The sequence below is a fragment of the Streptomyces sp. NPDC031274 genome, assembly GCF_055570235.1.
Map to the genome: position 1 here is coordinate 223123 of NZ_JBVIHP010000012.1, position 16937 is coordinate 240059.

The 16937-nt window shown below is 69.5% G+C and carries 15 protein-coding genes and 1 riboswitch; of the genes, 12 read left to right on the forward strand and 3 right to left on the reverse strand.

The window, feature by feature from the left end:
* Positions 1–171 precede the first annotated feature (171 nt).
* From ctaE to ACZ5CR_RS21050, 6 genes are all read left to right on the forward strand, one after another.
* Positions 172–792, forward strand: coding sequence for an aa3-type cytochrome oxidase subunit III (gene ctaE / locus ACZ5CR_RS21025; RefSeq protein ID WP_160504601.1), 621 nt, complete (start codon positions 172–174; stop codon positions 790–792).
* Between the two features lie 84 nt (positions 793–876).
* Positions 877–1686, forward strand: a complete 810-nt coding sequence (gene qcrC, locus ACZ5CR_RS21030; protein ID WP_389909819.1) for a cytochrome bc1 complex diheme cytochrome c subunit — start codon at positions 877–879, stop codon at positions 1684–1686.
* Positions 1683–2738: a cytochrome bc1 complex Rieske iron-sulfur subunit gene (qcrA, locus tag ACZ5CR_RS21035; protein WP_389909822.1), complete on the forward strand. Its 1056-nt coding sequence runs from the start codon at positions 1683–1685 to the stop codon at positions 2736–2738. The genes qcrC and qcrA overlap by 4 nt, the downstream gene beginning before the upstream one ends.
* Positions 2735–4366 carry a cytochrome bc1 complex cytochrome b subunit gene (qcrB, locus tag ACZ5CR_RS21040; protein ID WP_468859540.1) on the forward strand — a complete coding sequence of 544 codons (1632 nt, stop codon included), beginning with the start codon at positions 2735–2737 and terminating at the stop codon, positions 4364–4366. Before qcrA ends, qcrB begins: the two co-directional genes overlap by 4 nt.
* Before the next feature lie 163 nt (positions 4367–4529).
* Positions 4530–5594 (forward strand): anthranilate phosphoribosyltransferase, encoded by a 1065-nt coding sequence (gene trpD, locus ACZ5CR_RS21045; RefSeq protein WP_468859542.1) that lies wholly within the window; start codon positions 4530–4532, stop codon positions 5592–5594.
* Positions 5595–5679: 85 nt separating this feature from the next.
* A riboswitch (SAM riboswitch) is annotated at positions 5680–5796 on the forward strand.
* Positions 5797–5977: 181 nt separating this feature from the next.
* Positions 5978–7351, forward strand: a complete 1374-nt coding sequence (locus ACZ5CR_RS21050; RefSeq protein ID WP_468859543.1) for an aminotransferase class V-fold PLP-dependent enzyme — start codon at positions 5978–5980, stop codon at positions 7349–7351.
* Between the two features lie 106 nt (positions 7352–7457).
* Here the strand turns inward: ACZ5CR_RS21050 and ACZ5CR_RS21055 are convergent, their stop codons facing one another.
* A complete protein-coding gene (locus ACZ5CR_RS21055) occupies positions 7458–7739 on the reverse strand; it encodes an Lrp/AsnC family transcriptional regulator (RefSeq protein ID WP_389909837.1) in 282 nt (93 codons plus the stop codon).
* Positions 7740–7776: 37 nt separating this feature from the next.
* On the reverse strand, positions 7777–8520 hold the full coding sequence (locus ACZ5CR_RS21060; RefSeq protein ID WP_468859545.1) for a rhomboid family intramembrane serine protease: 744 nt from the start codon (positions 8518–8520) through the stop codon (positions 7777–7779).
* A gap of 138 nt (positions 8521–8658) precedes the next feature.
* On the opposite strand from ACZ5CR_RS21060, the gene ACZ5CR_RS21065 reads away from it, so the two are divergent.
* The 5 genes from ACZ5CR_RS21065 (at position 8659) to ACZ5CR_RS21085 (ending at position 14195) form a co-directional block, all read left to right on the forward strand.
* On the forward strand, positions 8659–8898 hold the full coding sequence (locus tag ACZ5CR_RS21065; RefSeq protein WP_383270441.1) for a hypothetical protein: 240 nt from the start codon (positions 8659–8661) through the stop codon (positions 8896–8898).
* A gap of 34 nt (positions 8899–8932) precedes the next feature.
* Positions 8933–10282 carry an NYN domain-containing protein gene (locus ACZ5CR_RS21070; RefSeq protein WP_468859547.1) on the forward strand — a complete coding sequence of 450 codons (1350 nt, stop codon included), beginning with the start codon at positions 8933–8935 and terminating at the stop codon, positions 10280–10282.
* A gap of 375 nt (positions 10283–10657) precedes the next feature.
* Positions 10658–11689, forward strand: coding sequence for a C40 family peptidase (locus ACZ5CR_RS21075; protein WP_468859548.1), 1032 nt, complete (start codon positions 10658–10660; stop codon positions 11687–11689).
* Between the two features lie 227 nt (positions 11690–11916).
* Positions 11917–12945, forward strand: coding sequence for a C40 family peptidase (locus tag ACZ5CR_RS21080; RefSeq protein ID WP_468859549.1), 1029 nt, complete (start codon positions 11917–11919; stop codon positions 12943–12945).
* Between the two features lie 38 nt (positions 12946–12983).
* Positions 12984–14195 (forward strand): Cif family virulence factor, encoded by a 1212-nt coding sequence (locus tag ACZ5CR_RS21085; RefSeq protein WP_468859551.1) that lies wholly within the window; start codon positions 12984–12986, stop codon positions 14193–14195.
* On the opposite strand, the gene ACZ5CR_RS21090 is transcribed toward ACZ5CR_RS21085, so the two are convergent.
* On the reverse strand, positions 14152–15420 hold the full coding sequence (locus ACZ5CR_RS21090) for a glycosyltransferase 87 family protein (protein ID WP_468859553.1): 1269 nt from the start codon (positions 15418–15420) through the stop codon (positions 14152–14154). The two genes, ACZ5CR_RS21085 and ACZ5CR_RS21090, sit on opposite strands and share 44 nt — an antisense overlap.
* A gap of 144 nt (positions 15421–15564) precedes the next feature.
* Between ACZ5CR_RS21090 and ACZ5CR_RS21095 the strand changes: the two genes are divergently transcribed.
* The gene (locus ACZ5CR_RS21095; RefSeq protein WP_468859555.1) at positions 15565–16707 is read left to right on the forward strand and encodes a glycosyltransferase family 4 protein; all 1143 of its coding nucleotides are present in this window, start codon (positions 15565–15567) and stop codon (positions 16705–16707) included.
* The last annotated feature ends 230 nt before the right edge of the window (positions 16708–16937 follow it).

Sequence of the window (16937 nt, forward strand, 5' to 3'; positions counted from 1 at the left end):
CCGCTTCGTTGAGGGCATTCGGCCGGGGACCGATGCGCGGATGCTACTCCTCCGGACACCCCGTCAACAGCGGTTCGGACAGCCCTTCGATGGGCCATACGGGCAGGACACACCCCTCAGACACTCCGAACGGCACCCCCCGGGGTGAGGGCGGGATAAGCGACCGACATAATGTCGGTCGTGGCGACAGCAACGACAGTAGATACCGGGCACGCGCACCCGCCGGTCAATCGGCCGAACCTCACCAGCGTCGGAACCATCATTTGGCTCAGTTCCGAGCTGATGTTCTTCGCGGCCCTCTTCGCGATGTACTTCACCCTGCGATCGGTGACAGGACCTGAGCACTGGAAGGAAATGGCGTCCGCGCTGAACTTCCCGTTCTCGGCGACGAACACCACGATCCTGGTGCTCTCCTCTCTCACGTGTCAGCTAGGCGTGTTCGCCGCTGAGCGTGGTGACGTGAAGAAGCTCCGGATGTGGTTCATCGTCACCTTCATCATGGGTGCGGTCTTTATTGGTGGTCAGGTGTACGAGTACACCGAGCTGGTCAAGCACGAGGGCCTCTCGCTCTCGTCCGACCCGTACGGCTCGGTCTTCTACCTGACCACCGGCTTCCATGGCATGCACGTGACAGGCGGGCTCATCGCCTTCCTGTTGGTCCTCGGCAGGACGTATGCGGCCAAGAGGTTCACCCATGAGCAGGCGACCGCAGCCATCGTCGTGTCCTACTACTGGCACTTCGTCGATGTTGTCTGGATCGGTCTCTTTGCCACGATCTACATGATCAAGTAAACGGATGCCGGGCTCACGACGGGCCCGACGTTCCGACTCATTCCAGAAGCATCGACGCAGAAGATCCTGACACCGGGGTAATCCGTGAAAAAGCTCTCCGCACGACGACGCCACCCGCTGGCGGCGGTCGTCGTCCTACTCCTCGCGCTGGCGGCCACCGGGGGGCTGTACGCCGCGTTCGCACCAGCGGACAAGGCGCAGGCCGACGACACCGCCCAGTCCCTCGCCATCGACGAGGGCAAGAAGCTGTACTCCGTGGGCTGCTCCAGCTGCCACGGAACCGGCGGTCAGGGGTCCTCCGACGGTCCTAGCCTGGTGGGCGTCGGCGCAGCCGCCGTCGACTTCCAGGTCAGCACCGGCCGCATGCCGCTGCAGCAGCCGGGCGCCCAGGCGCCGAAGAAGAAGGCCATCTACAACCAGGCCCAGATCGACCAGCTCGCGGCGTACATCGCCTCGCTGGGCGCGGGCCCGACCGTTCCCACCGAGAAGCAGTACAGCCCGGACGGGGCGGACATCGCCAAGGGTGGCGAGCTGTTCCGCACCAACTGCGCGCAGTGCCACAACTTCACCGGTGAGGGCGGCGCGTTGACGAAGGGCAAGTTCGCCCCTTCGTTGGAGGATGTCTCCCCGAAGCACATCTACGAGGCCATGCAGACCGGCCCGCAGAACATGCCGTCCTTCCCCGACACGACGATGCCGGAGAAGAACAAGAAGGACATCATCGCGTACCTCGACGCGGTCAACGGCGAACAGACCGAGAGCCCTGGCGGTCTCAAGCTGGGTGGCCTGGGTCCGGTCAGTGAAGGCCTGTTCGGCTGGATCTTCGGTCTCGGCACGCTGATCGCGGTCGCCGTGTGGGTCGCCGCTCGGACCGCAAAGGCCAAGAAGTCATGAGTAGCAAAGAGAATCCAGAAGAGAACCTGCCCAGCGTGCAGGAGACCGAGCACGGCTCGGTGGCGGTAGCGGACGAGAACCCGTTCGCCGACCCGGGGCTTCCGCCCCACGAGCATCGTGTCCAGGACATCGACGAGCGGGCCGCCAGGCGTTCCGAGCGTGCGGTCGCCTTCCTGTTCACGCTGTCGATGCTGGCCACGATCGGCTTCATCGCCTCGTACGTGGCCTTCCCGGTCGACAAGCGCGTCTACATCTTCCCGATCGGCCACATCAGTGCGCTGAACTTCTCCCTGGGCATGACCCTGGGCGTGGCGCTCTTCTGCATCGGCGCGGGCGCGGTCCACTGGGCCCGCACCCTGATGTCCGACGTGGAGGTCGCCGACGAGCGACACCCGATCGAGGCCGAGCCCGAGGTCAAGGCCAAGGTCATGGCCGACTTCAAGGCCGGTGCCGCGGAGTCGCAGTTCGGCCGGCGCAAGCTGATCCGCAACACGATGTTCGGCGCGCTCGCCATGGTGCCGCTCTCCGGCGTCGTCCTGCTGCGTGACCTCGGTCCGCTGCCCGAGGACAAGCTGCGGCACACGCTGTGGTCCAAGGGCAAGCTGCTCGTGAACATGAACACGAACGAGCCGCTGCGTCCGTCGGACGTCCAGGTCGGCTCGCTGACCTTCGCCAAGCCCGAGGGCCTGGAGGAGCACGATCACGACTTCCAGAAGGAGATCGCCAAGGCGGCCCTGATGATCGTCCGGATTCAGCCGGCGGACATCAAGGACAAGCAAGAGCTCGAGTGGTCGCACGAAGGTGTCGTCGCCTACTCGAAGATCTGCACCCACGTCGGTTGCCCGATCTCCCTGTACGAGCAGCAGACGCACCACGTCCTCTGCCCGTGCCACCAGTCCACCTTCGACCTCTCCGACGGTGCCCGAGTGATCTTCGGCCCGGCCGGTCACGCGCTGCCGCAGCTGCGCATCGCCGTGAACGAAGAGGGCTACCTCGAGGCGCTCGGCGACTTCGCCGAGCCCGTCGGTCCTGCATTCTGGGAGCGCGGATGAGCACTACGGCGAACGACAACCGTAAGAAGGAGGCGCCCGCCGGTGAGCGGGTCGCCGACTGGGCCGACGGCCGCCTGGGGATCTACTCCCTGGCCAAGGCCAACATGCGCAAGATCTTCCCGGACCACTGGTCCTTCATGCTCGGTGAGATCTGCCTCTACAGCTTCATCATCATCATCCTCACGGGTGTGTACCTGACCCTGTTCTTCCACCCGTCGATGAACGAGGTGGAGTACCACGGCAGCTACATCCCGCTGCAGGGCCAGCTGATGTCCGAGGCGTTCAACTCGACCATGCACATCAGCTTCGATGTGCGCGGTGGTCTGCTGATCCGGCAGATCCACCACTGGGCGGCGCTGATCTTCCTCGCGGCGATGTTCGTGCACATGATGCGCGTCTTCTTCACGGGTGCCTTCCGCAAGCCGCGCGAGGTCAACTGGGTCTTCGGCTTCCTGCTGTTCGTCCTGGGCATGTTCACCGGCTTCACCGGTTACTCGCTCCCTGACGACTTGCTCTCCGGTACCGGTGTGCGCTTCATGCAGGGCGCGATCCTGTCCGTGCCGATCGTGGGCACGTACCTCTCGATGTTCCTGTTCGGCGGGGAGTTCCCCGGCGGCGACTTCGTGGCCCGGTTCTACTCGGTGCACATCCTGCTGCTGCCGGGCATCATGCTCGGCCTCGTGGTGGCGCACCTGATCCTGGTCTTCTACCACAAGCACACGCAGTTCGCGGGTCCCGGCAAGACGAACAACAACGTCGTCGGCATGCCGCTGCTGCCCGTCTACATGGCGAAGGCCGGAGGCTTCTTCTTCCTGGTCTTCGGTGTCATCGTCGCCGTCTCTGCGATCGCCACGATCAACCCGATCTGGGGGATCGGCCCCTACCGGCCGGACCAGGTCTCCACCGGAGCCCAGCCCGACTGGTACATGGGCTTCTCCGAGGGTCTGATCCGTGTCATGCCGGGCTGGGAGATCAACGCCTGGGGTCACACGCTCGTCCTGGGTGTGTTCATCCCGCTGATCATCTTCCCGCTGGTCCTGGTCGCGATCGCGGTCTATCCGTTCATCGAGTCCTGGGTCACCGGCGACAAGCGCGAGCACCACATCCTGGACCGCCCGCGCAACGTCCCGACCCGTACGGCCTTCGGTGTCGCATGGATCACCTGGTACTTCGTGCTGCTCGTCGGTGGTGGAAACGACCTCTGGGCCACGCACTTCCACCTGTCGATCAACTCGATCACCTGGTTCGTGCGCATTGCCTTCTTCGTGGCACCGGTCCTCGCCTTCATCGCCACCAAGCGGATCTGCCTGGGTCTGCAGCGGCGCGACAAGGACAAGGTCCTGCACGGCCGCGAGTCGGGCATCATCAAGCGCCTGCCGCACGGTGAGTTCATCGAGGTCCACGAGCCGCTCAACCAGGAGCAGCTGCACACGCTCACCGCGCACGAGCAGTACGCGCCGGTCGAGATCGGCCCCGCGGTCGACGAGAACGGTGTCGAGCGCAAGGTGAGCGGGCCGCAGAAGCTCCGGGCCAAGCTCTCCAAGGGCTACTACGGGGAGGACAACCAGATCCCCAAGCCCACCACCGAGGAGTACAAGGAGATCACGAGCGGCCACGGCCACCACTGATCCCCTGACGCTCTGCGGCATTGAAGTACTGAGGTACTGACCACAAGGTCGCCACGGCGAGAGCCCCGTCCCCTGCATCCAGTGCATGGACGGGGCTCTTTGCCGTCCCCAGGGCTGGATAAGGTGTTCCTGTCCTACGCCTATACGAACCCAGGAGCGGCAGATGAGCGCTGTGACCCCCGCAGGAGGCAACACCGCGGCGGCCCGTTCCTGGCCCGGTGTGCTGAACGGTCTTCTTGAGGGACGCGACCAGAGCACCGATGACACGGCGTGGGCCATGGACCGCATCATGCGCGGTGAGGCGTCCGACGCGCAGATCGCGGGCTTCGTGGTCGCGCTGCGCGCCAAGGGCGAGACCGTGGAGGAGATCTCCGGCCTCGTACGCACGATGTACGAACACGCCAATGTGATCGAGGTGCCGGGCCAGACGGTCGACATCGTCGGCACCGGCGGCGACGGGGCCAAGACCGTCAACATCTCCACGATGTCCGCGATCGTGGCCGCCGGCGCGGGTGCGAAGGTCGTCAAGCACGGCAACCGCGCCGCCTCCAGTGCCTCGGGCGCCTCCGACGTCCTGGAGAAGCTCGGGGTGAATCTGGAGCTTCCGCTGAAGCGGGTCGTCGAGGTGGCCGAGGAAGCCGGGATCACCTTCTGTTTCGCCGTGAAGTTCCACCCGGCCCTGCGACACGCCGGTGGGGCGCGCAGCCAGCTGGGGATCAGGACCGTCTTCAACGCCCTGGGTCCGCTCACCAATCCCGCCAAGGTGCGGGCCCAGGCGGTCGGGGTCGCCGACGCGCGGATGGCGCCCATCGTGGCCGGGGTCTTCGCCGAGCGCGGGCACTCGTCCCTCGTCTTCCGCGGCGACGACGGGCTCGACGAGCTGACGACCACGGCGACGTCGCGGGTCTGGGTCGTGCGGGACGGCGTCGTGCGGGAGGAGGCCTTCGACCCGCGGGACGTCGGCATCGACCTGGTCCCCGTGGAGGCGCTGCGGGGCGCTGACGCCTCGTACAACGCCGAGGTGGCGCTGCGCCTCCTGGACGGTGAGAGCGGCCCTGTGCGGGACGCCGTGCTGCTCAACACGGCGGCGGCCCTGGTGGCCCTCTCGCCGGGCGAGGGGACCCTCGTGGAGCAGATCGGCGCCGGTATCGCCAGGGCGGCGGAGTCGATCGACTCCGGGGCCGCGAAGAAGTCCCTGGAGCGCTGGGTGGCGGCCAGCAACAGGTGAGCGTGGCGTGAGTGTGGCGCACACCGCAGTCCGTATCGCGGACTGCGGTGTGCACCGGGAAGATCGTGTGGCAAGATGCTGCGCAGGTCATGAGTGACAGCGATTAGGCCCCGGCTCGCTGTCCGGCAACCCTCCGTCCGTGGCGGGGTGCCCCGGGTGAAGACCAGGCCGTACGCAGCAAGGCGTATGGCAAGCGCGGACCCCTGCGCACTCGATGAGTGTCATACCCCTGGGGTCCTGGTCCTCAAGGGAGCAGTCTCGTGAGCAAGCGAATGCGATAGGGCTTTCCGGCCCCTTTTCCGCACCCCCCTTTTCTTTCATCACTGCAGCGCCGTACGTGCGCCCTCGCAGTGAACTCGCCTGCCTTCCCACGGGAGTTCGCCATGTCTGTCCCCACCGCTGTCGCCGACCGATCCGTCTGTGCCGAGCCGCTGCCCGTCCTCGGCCGTGACGTCACCGTGCCGCTCGTCACCGGCGGCGAAGTGACCTACGCGGCGCTCGACTACGCGGCGAGCGCTCCGGCGTTGCAGCGCGTGTGGGACGACGTGGCCGCGTACGCGCCGTACTACGGCAGCGTGCACCGGGGTGCCGGATACCTCTCGCAGCTCTCCACCGACCTCTTCGAGAACAGCCGTGCCACGGTCGCCGAGTTCCTCGGCTGCCGCGAGGACGACCAGGTCGTCTTCACGCGCTCGACCACCGACTCGCTGAACCTGCTCGCCGCCGCCCTGCCCGCCGACTGCCAGGTCTTCGTCTTCGAGACCGAGCACCACGCCTCGCTCCTGCCGTGGCGCGACGCCCGCGTGACGTACCTGAACGCCCCGCGCACCGCCGAGCAGGCCGTCGCCACCCTGGAGCGCGCTCTCGCCGACCGCGACCCCCACGGGCCCGCCCTGGTCTGCGTGACCGGCGCCTCGAACGTCACCGGTGAGCTGTGGCCGGTGAAGGAGCTCGCCGCCGCCGCCCACGCGCACGGCGCCCGCATCGTCCTCGACGCCGCGCAGCTCGCGCCCCACCACCCCGTCTCCATCGACGAGCTCGACGTCGACTGGGTCGCCTTCTCCGGTCACAAGCTGTACGCGCCCTTCGGCTCGGGCGTCCTCGCGGGCCGCTCCGACTGGCTGCGGGCGGCCGAGCCCTACCTCGCGGGCGGCGGCGCCTCGCGCAAGGTCGCGCGGCGTACGGACGGCGGGGTGGACGTGGAGTGGCACGACACCGCCGCGCGGCACGAGGCCGGTTCGCCGAACGTCATCGGCGTGTACTCGATCGCCTCCGCCTGCAAGGCGCTGACCGAGGCGGGCTTCGACGAGCTCGTCGCCCGCGAGCGCCACCTCATCGCGAAGGTGAAGGAGGGCCTCGCCGATGTGCCCGCCGTGAAGGTGCTCTCGCTCTTCGGTGACGACGCGCCGCGCGTCGGCGTCATCTCCTTCGTCGTAGAGGGCTGGAACAGCTCGCACTTCGCCGCCGCGCTCTCCGCCGAGTACGGAATCGGCGTACGCGACGGCCTCTTCTGCGCCCACCCGCTGGTGCGCACCCTGCTCGGCAGCGACCCGCAGACCCAGGGCGAGTGCGGTGCCCCCGAGGCCGCGCCCGGCGAGAAGTCGCTGAACGCGATCCGCGTGAGCTTCGGCGCGGGCACCCCCGACGAGCACGTGGAGCGTTTCGTGCGCGCCGTGCGGGAGCTGGTGGCGGACGGCGCGCGCTGGAACTACCGCACGGAGGAAGGCCGCTGCGTGCCGGACACCACGGCCGCCTGAGGCGGTGAAAGGGGCCGGGCGCCGCGAGACCGGCTCCGAGATGCGGAAACGCCCGTCCGGCACTCGGCGGGACCGGTACCCGGCGAGTTCAGCACCCCGCGACGGCTCAGGAGTCGAGGCCGATGGCGAACGCCGCTTCGAGGTCGTGCTGGGAGTACGTGCGGAACGCGACATGCGTGTCCGTGCCCTCCACACCCGGGATCTTGCTGATCTTGCCGGGGATGACGTCGGCCAGGTCGTCGTGGTGCGCGACACGCACCATCGCGATCAGGTCGTACGTGCCGGTCACGGAGAAGACCTCGCTGACGCAGTCGAGGGCGGCGATCGACTCGGCGATCTCCGGGATCCGGTCCACGCTGGTCTTGATGAGCACGATCGCGGTGATCACGGCTGACTGTCTCCCTCGATGACGGGTGCTGGCTTCTTCACTCTAGCCCTCCCGTCTCCCGCCCCCGCCCTTCCAAAGAGGCGCTCCGCGCCCGCCTGTTTCTTCTGACATACCGCACCCACGCGTAGAGAAAGCCCAGGGAGAACCCCACGATATGGGCCAGATAGGCGACACCGGGGCCCTGCCCGCCCTGCAGGGCCGCGAGCCACTGCAGCGCCACCCAGAACGGCAGCACCACCCACGCGGGGAAGCGCAGCGGCAGGAAGAAGAGGAACGGGAAGAGGCTGGTGACCCGCGCCTTCGGGAAGAGCCGCAGGAACGCGCCGAGCACCGCGGAGATCGCCCCCGACGCGCCCACCAGGGTCTGGTCGGAGCCCGCGTGGGCGACCGCGTAGGCGAACAGGGCGAGATAGCCGCAGCAGAGGTAGAAGAGCGCGAACTGGCAGTGCCCCATCCGTTCCTCGGCCATCGCCCCGAAGACGAAGAGGAAGAGCATGTTGCCCAGGAGGTGCAGCCAGCTGCCGTGCACGAAGAGCGCGGTGGCCGGGGCGAGCACGGGCCGCAGCGCTCCGCTGAACAGCTCCGAAGGGACCACGCCCCAGCGCTCGAAGTAGGCCTGCTGGGCGGCGAGCAGCTTGTCACCGGTGCCGTACGTGGGATTGAACCCGGACATCGGGGAGATCAGGAACACCAGACAGCAGACGGCGATCAGGCCGTACGTCACCGGGGCCGACTGCCCCCTGAGCGTCCGGACCGCCGTCGTACCCCACGTCTTGATCATGAACAGAGCATGACGTAAGCGCAGCAAACCGTACAGAGTGCCCCGCCGCGTGGGAGGCCGCCGCATGGAGACCCTTACAGGCCTTAGGGTTACGGGCACCACGCACCATGGAATTCCGAAGGAAAGCGAACAGCCACGATGACGGTTCCTCTGCCGACCGACACCACCCGGTGGCGCTGCGCGCTCTGCGGCAACCTCACGCGCTTCGACGTCACCCGCAGTTCGAAGGTTGTCGAATATGTGCACCTCGACCTGGCCGGTGAGTCGAACATCGAGGAACGCGAGGTGGTCAGTGAGACCATCGAGTCGGTGCGCTGCCGTTGGTGCAACGCGGTGGACCAGGTGGAACTCGTGGACAGGCCGGGTGCCGGCTCCTGAGGGAGCGGGGCCCGCACAGCTAGTGGGGTGACGGATGGTGGAGAGCGCGAGCGGGGAGCCGGACGACGGCACCGCTGAGGTGCTCGACCGTCCGCTGCCGGACGGAGTGCGTCGGCGGGTCGTCCAGATCGTCTCGGACGGCTTCGGCGGCCTCACGGTCGGCGAACTGCCCGCACAGTTGAGGCAGTACGCCCGCTTCACGCCGACCCGGCGCGCGAAGTTCGCGGGCAACGCGATGGCGACGGCCCTGGAGAGCGACCCGCTCTTCCGCCAGCGCATCGGCGAACGTCTCAGAGAGGCGCAGCCCGAGCTCACCGGCGCCCTGGACGCGGGAGCACCACCCCCGGCCGCGGACCCCCTCGATGTGGCGGCCGCGGCCTATGTACTGCGCCCCACCGGCTGGGTGAAGCTGGTGACCGCCGCGGGCGAGGAAGCCCTGCGGGCGGACGCCGAGCGCGTGGACGACGAGACGCGGGCCGAGCTCGAACGGCTGCGCGCGGAACTCTCCGCGGCGCGCGGCCAGACGAAGGCCGACACCGAACGGCTGCGCGCGGAGCTGGAGTCGGCGAAGAAGGAAGCCGAATCGATGCATCGCAAGCTGCGCGGTGCCCTCAGCGACGTCAAGCGCGGCGAGGCGGCCCTGCGTAAAGCCACCGCCGAGTTCGACGCGGCACGCGCCGACGGCCAGGCGCAGCTGTCCGCCGCCGAGAGCGAGTCCCGGCGGCTCAAGGCGCGGCTCAGCGAGACCGAGGCGGCCCTTGAGGCGAGCCGCAGGGCGGCGCGCGAGGGGCGCAGCGTCGAGGACATGCGGGTGCGCCTGCTGCTCGACACTGTCCTGGAGTCCGCCCAGGGGCTGCGCCGTGAACTGGCCCTGCCGCCCGTCTCCGTGCGGCCCGCCGAGACCGTGGACGCCGTCGAGCCGGGCCGGATGACGCCGAAGGACATCGCCGCCCGCGCGCTCTCCGAGAACGACCCGGCGATCCTCGACCAGCTGCTCGCGCTGCCGCAGGCGCACATGGTCGTGGACGGCTACAACGTCACCAAGACCGGCTATCCGACGATGCCCCTGGAGAAACAGCGGCTGCGCCTCCTCGGCTCGCTCTCGCAACTCGCCGCGCAGACCGGCGCCGAGATGACCTGTGTCTTCGACGGGGCCGAACTCGCCGCGCCCGTACTGCTCGCGCCGCCGCGCGGGGTGCGTGTGCTGTTCTCCAAGCCCGGCGTCACCGCGGACGAACTGATCCGCCAACTGGTGCGCGCGGAGCCTCCTGGGCGCCCTGTGGTCGTCGTGTCGACCGACCGCGAAGTGGCCGACGGGATCGCGAAGGCGGGGGCGCGCCCTGTCGCTTCGGCCGTGCTCCTGAAGCGGCTCTCGCGCGGCTGACAGCGGCTGACGCAAGGGGCTTTCACGCGGCTGAGGCGCGCCGCTTTCGCGTGGCTGACGCACGCCGCTCTCGGGTGGCTGACGCGCGCCGCTTTCGCGTGGCAAAGGGTGAGCAAGTAACTCCTGTTCCCTATGCCTGAATTGAGGCGCCGACTACGCAACGTAGCGTCAATCGATCATTACAGCCTGTGCGTTATCGGTAAAATATGCGCCCCGCACCCCCCTTTTTACCCTTCGGGATTTGAACTGATCACAAGGAGGTCACTAAGGTCTCGCCTCGAACCTCCGCTCGGTTGATCACCCATCCGGGGTGGCAGCGGTGGTACCCGCCGACCGGGTCTCGGTAGGCGGCTGGAGGAAGAAGGAGCCGCCTTCGTGGCGTCCCACCGTCGACCCAAGCAGCCGAGCCGCGCCCGCGTGACTGTGCTCACCGCGACCGCCGCCGCTGCCGTCGCACTCACTTCCCAGGCGGCCAACGCGGCGCCGAGCGAGAAGCCGAGCAAGGACGAGGTCAAGTCCAAGGTCGACAAGCTCTACGAGGACGCCGGCCGGGCCACCGACCGGTACAACGGCGCCAAGGAGAAGCAGGAGAAGCTCGAGAAGGAGATCGGCGAGCTTCAGGACAAGGTCGCCCGTGGCCAGGAGGGCCTCAACGACCTGCGTGACGGCCTCGGTTCGATGGCCAGCGCGCAGTACCGCTCCGGCGGCCTCGACCCCTCCGTCCAGCTCTTCCTCTCGGCGGACCCGGACGACTACCTGGACAAGGCGTCGACCATGGACCAGCTGAGCGGCCAGCAGGTCGAGGCGCTCAAGAAGGTCCAGGAGAAGCAGCGGACCCTCGCGCAGGAGCGCAAGGAGGCTTCCGACAAGCTCAAGGACCTCGCCGACACGCGCAAGGAACTCGGCAAGAAGAAGAAGGAAGTCCAGAGCAAGCTCGGCGCCGCCCAGAAGCTGCTCAACACCCTCACCGCCAAGGAGAAGGCGGACCTCGCCGCCAAGGAGACCCGCGCGAGCCGCGACGCCGGCGACCGCGTGGACCTCGGCAAGGAGGTCCCTGCCTCGCAGCGCGGCCAGGCCGCCCTGAGCGCCGCCGCCACGCAGGTCGGCAAGCCGTATGTCTCCGGGGGCAGTGGTCCCAACTCCTACGACTGCTCCGGCCTCACGCAGTGGGCGTACAACCAGGCCGGTGTGCAGATCACCCGGACCACGTACACCCAGCAGAACGACGGCACGAAGATCGGCCGCGGCGAGCTGAAGCCCGGCGACCTGGTGTTCTTCAACAGCCTCGCGCACGTCGGCTTCTACGCGGGCAACGGCCAGGTCCTTCACGCCCCGAAGCCGGGCGCCGTGGTGCGCTACGAGTCGATGTCCACCATCGGCTCCTTCCAGTTCGGCGTCCGCATCTGAAACGACCGGGAGTACCGCCCGAACGGGCGAATTCCGGTAACTCCCGCTGACCCCGCGCCCCGTCGGTGACCTGCGTCTCCGGCGGGGCGTCACGGTGTGTACACGGCAGGGTCTTTGGCCGTGACGTGATCTCACGGATACTCTCGCGCGCATTCCCCCGACGGATCGGGGGGACTTTCCCCCGGGTTCGCCCGGGGGTCCGTCATGCGGAGGGAGAGCGGCTTCCCGTGGGGTCCCATCGTCGTCTCGCGCTGTCCGGCCTGGACCGGAGCACGCGCGTCACCATCCTTTCGGCCGCTGCGGCCACCGCCGCAGCGGCACTCGGCGCCGCACCGGCGGGCGCCGCGCCGCACGACACCCCGGCCACCACCAAGGCCAAGGTGGACCACCTCTTCGAGCAGGCCGAGAAGGCCACCGAGCTGTACAACAAGGCCGATGAGCGCGCGGACACCCTGCGGGGGCAGGTCGCGCGGGCCAAGGACAGCGTCGCCCGCGGCCAGGAGCGCATCAACACCATGCGCGGCGCGCTCGGTTCGCTCGCCGGAGCCCAGTACCGCTCGGGCGGCATCGATCCCTCCCTGGCCCTGCTGCTCTCCTCCGACCCGGACGGCTATCTGGACAAGGCGGCGGCGCTCGACCGCATCAGCGTCCGGCAGGCCGGTGAACTGACCGACCTCCAGAAGGCCCAGCGCAGCCTCGACCAGGAGCGCACGGAGGCCGGCCGCAAACTCGCCGAGCTGGAGAAGAGCCGCACCGCCGTGGCCCGCCACAAGCGCGGCGTCGAGCACAAGCTCGCCAAGGCGCGCAAGCTGCTCAACTCGCTGTCCGCGCGGGACCGGGAGCAGTACGACAGGGCGTCGCGCTCGGGACGCGGCGACATGCCGGACCTCGGGAGCGCCGCGCCGTCCTCGTCGCGGGCCGCCGCCGCCATCGCCGCGGCACGCTCCGCGGTGGGCCGCCCCTACGTGTGGGGTGCCAACGGCCCTTCCGGCTTCGACTGTTCGGGCCTCATGCAGTGGTCGTACGCGCAGGCGGGCGTGGGCCTGCCGCGCACCTCGCAGGCACAGCGGTACGCCGGGCAGCAGGTGCCCCTGTCCCAGGCCAAGCCCGGTGACCTGGTCGCCTACCGCGACGACGCGAGCCACATCGGGATGTACATGGGCAACGGCCAGGTCGTGCACGCGCCCTACCCCGGAGCGGCCGTGCGCTACGACCCGGTCGGCATGATGCCGGTGTCGTCGGTGACCCGGGTCTGACCGGCGCTCCGCGGCGCGCTGGCCGTACGATCTGAAACGTGGCTGGTCGAGGGCGTGGCTCGTGGGTGCCGGGGATCTGTGCCGCCCTGCTCGTCGGGTGCGGCCTCGTCGGGTGCGGCGGTGCCTCGGCGCCTGATGCCGCGCCCGCCGAGGTGCGCAGGCTGCTCGACCGGCGCGCGGACGCGGTGCTGGACCGGGACGCGAAGGCGTACCGCGCGACGGGCCGCGACGCCGAGGCCGCCGACGTCTACGACAACCTCCGCGAGGTGCCGCTGAAGTCCTGGCAGTACCGCCTGACGGCCTTCGAGCGCAGTGGCACGCGGGCCACGGCGACCGCGGACCTCCGGTACCGGATCAAGGGCTACGACAGCGAGCCGGTCACCACGTCGCGCGCGCTCACGCTCAAGGAGCGCGACGGACGGTGGTACGTCGCCGCTGAGCGCCCCGCCGAGAAGGCGACGGAGCAACTCTGGGACCAGGGGCCCGTCACGTCCGTACGGGGCGCTCACAGCCTTGTGCTCGGCATCGGGCGGGGCGAGCGGGACGAGGAGACGCTGCGCGGGTACGCGGACCTCGCCGACCGGGCGGCGCCCCTGGTTTCGGACGCCTGGCCCGGGAAGTGGCCGGGGCGGGTCGTCGTCCTGGTGCCCAAGTCCCTCGGCGGCATGGCCGGGCTGCTCGGGGCGCCCGCGTCGGGCTACAAGGGGATCGCGGCGGTGACCACGGGGGAGGCGGGCGGATCCGGGGCCGCGCCCGCGGACCGGATCATCGTCAACCCCGAGGCGTACGGCCTGCTCGGCGACTTCGGGAAGCAGGTCGTCCTGACCCACGAGACGGCCCATGTCGCGACCCGCGCGCGCACCTCACCGGCGACCCCGCTGTGGCTCTCCGAAGGCTTCGCGGACTGGGTGGGCTACCGCGGCACGGGCCGCACCGCCGTACAGGCCGCTCCCGAACTGCGCCGCGCCGTCCAGCGCGAGCAACTGCCCGGCGCGCTCCCCGATGACGAGGCCTTCGGCTTCAGCGGCGAGGCGGGGAAGCTGGCCCAGGCGTACGAAGGGTCGTGGCTGGCCTGCCGGATGATCGCGGACCGGTGGGGCGAGGAGAAGCTGACGGGCTTCTACGAAGAGGTCGGCGAGCACAAGAAGAGGCCCGGTGCGGTCCAGGACGCGCTGAAGGACGTCCTGGACACCACTGAGCAGGAGTTCACGGCGCGGTGGCGTACGTATCTGCGCGAGGAGCTCGGCTGACCTGCTCGGGCGCCGACTCGCGCTCACGGGCGCGGGGTTCGGACACCGTCTGCCGCCACAGGCCGCGGCAGCCGAGCAGCGCCGCAGCGACGAGCAGACCGTTGCGTACGAAGAGCAGCGTGATGCCCAGCGGATCGCTCGCCACCACGTGCGAGAACCAGAGGGGGAACTCCAGGAACGTGACGAACGTGGCCGCGAGCACCAGACACACGGGCACCACCATGCGGCTCGCGCGAAACGCCAGGCACACGGCGGCTACCCCGACCAGCCACAGTAGGTACTGCGGGCTGATCACCCGGCTCGTCACCGTGAACAGCAGCACGGCGACGAAGGCCGCGTCCGCGACCGTGCTCGGCGACCAGGCACGCGCGCGGAGCCGCCACACCAGCAGCCAGCAGAAGGCCGCCACGGAGAGCCCCTGCGCGACCGTGCTGACCAGCGCGACATACGGGCCGAGGAACTCCACCGAGCCGTAGTTGAGCTGTACGTCGCCCTGCCAGCCGAAGTGGCGTGCCACGTGGAAGACGAGCGCGCCGAGCGACTCGATCTCGGTGCCGCGGTCGCGCTGGAAGGTCAGGAAGGCGAGCGCGCCGGGCATCGTCACGAGGAAGGCGAGGGTCAGGCCGACGGCGGTGGCCAGGGCCGCGCCCCAGGAACTGAGGGTGGCACGCGCGCGTGGCGTGCCGATGAGCAGCAGGGCGGGCCACACCTTGAGCAGCGCGCCGAACCCCGCGAGCGCCCCCATCGTGCGGGGATGGCGGGCCCCCGCGAGCAGCGCGGCGACCGCGACGGCCGTCACCATCACGTCGTAGCGGGCGTACACGGTCGGCCCGAGCAGCGCCACGCCCACGACCCACACCCAGGCTCCCCGCAGGGACTTGCCCGGCCGCGAGCCCGCGTACAGGAGCAGCCCGCAGGCGAGCGTGTCGGCGAGGAACGCGAGCACGAAGAAGGCCGACGTGTAGCCGAGGAAGGGCAGCAGGGCGGGGGAGAGGATCGCGAGCGCGGCGGCGGGCGGGTACTGCCAGGTGACGTCGTCGAGGGGGAAGGTGCCCGTGCGCAGGACCTCGTACCAGCCCTGGTAGATGACGGAGACGTCGCTGGTCACGTCCGGACCCGGGGCGGTGAGCACGTGGAAGACGCAGAGCAGCAGCACGGTCCTGGTCAGGACCCAGACGGTCAGGACCCGGACGGTCAGGACCCGGACGGTCGGTGTCCGTGCCACGCGCACCACGTCCCTTTTCGGCTACTTCATTGTGGTTCGGTACACCATGATGCCGGGCGCGGCTGTGAATGGGCCAAGAGGCGGGGCCGCCGGGAGGCGAGGCCGTTCGGCGCTCCGGCGGGCTTTCGGTACTGTCGGGCGACGATGCACAAGACCCTGATCGTCACGAACGACTTCCCGCCCAGGCCCGGTGGCATCCAGGCGTTCCTGCACAACATGGCGCTCCGCCTGGACCCCGAACAGCTCGTCGTCTACGCCTCCACGTGGAAGCGGGGTCGCGAGGGTGCCGAAGCGACGGCCGCCTTCGACGCGGAGCAGCCCTTCAAGGTCGTACGCGACCCCACGACGATGCTGCTGCCGACCCCGCGTGTCACGCGGCGCGCGGTCTCGCTCCTGCGGGAACACGGCTGCGAGTCGGTGTGGTTCGGGGCGGCGGCGCCCCTTGGCCTGATGGCACCCGCGCTGCGGAAGGCCGGGGCGCGGCGCCTCGTCGCCACGACGCACGGGCACGAGGCGGGATGGGCGCAGCTGCCCGCCGCACGCCAACTGCTCGGCCGTATCGGCGAGTCGACGGACACGATCACCTATCTGGGCGAGTACACGCGCTCGCGCATCGCCGCCGCGTTGTCGCCCGCGGCGGCCGGGCGGATGGTCCAACTTCCGCCGGGCGTCGACGAGAAGACCTTCCACCCGGGATCGGGCGGGGATGCCGTGCGGGCCCGTCTGGGCCTGACGGACCGGCCGGTCGTGGTGTGCGTGTCGCGGCTCGTGCCGCGCAAGGGGCAGGACACGTTGATCCTCGCCATGCCGAGGATTCTGGCTCGGGAGCCTGAGGCGGTGCTCCTGGTCGTCGGGGGCGGCCCCTACGAGAAGGACCTGCGCAAGCTCGCCGCCGAGACGGGGGTCTCGGACTCCGTGCGGTTCACGGGGGCGGTGCCGTGGGAGGAACTTCCGGCGCACTACGGCGCGGGTGACGTCTTCGCGATGCCTTGCCGTACCCGGCGGGGCGGGCTGGACGTCGAGGGCCTCGGGATCGTCTACCTGGAGGCTTCCGCGACCGGCCTTCCGGTCGTCGCCGGGGACTCCGGCGGGGCGCCGGACGCGGTGCTCGACGGGGAGACGGGGTGGGTTGTCCGGGGTGGGTCCCCGGAGGCCGCCGCCGACCGGATCGTCACCCTGCTCGGTGACGCGGAGTTGCGACGGCGCATGGGGGAGCGGGGCCGGGAGTGGGTGGAGGAGCGGTGGCGCTGGGACCTCCTGGCGGAGAAGCTGCGGGAGCTGCTGTAGCGCCTGGTGGGGTGCCGCTGGGGGCTGTTGCGCGACTGACTGCCGTCATGGGCTGGTCGCGCAGTTCCCCGCGCCCCTTAAGTGCCTACAGGGGTGCCGCTGGCTGTTGTTGCGCGACGGACCGCCGTCCCGGGCTTGTCGGGGGGGGGGGGGGGGGGGGGGGGGGGGGGGGGGGGGGGGGGGGGGGGGAAAAAGAAAAAAAAAAAGAGGAAAGAGGAAAGAAAGGCAAA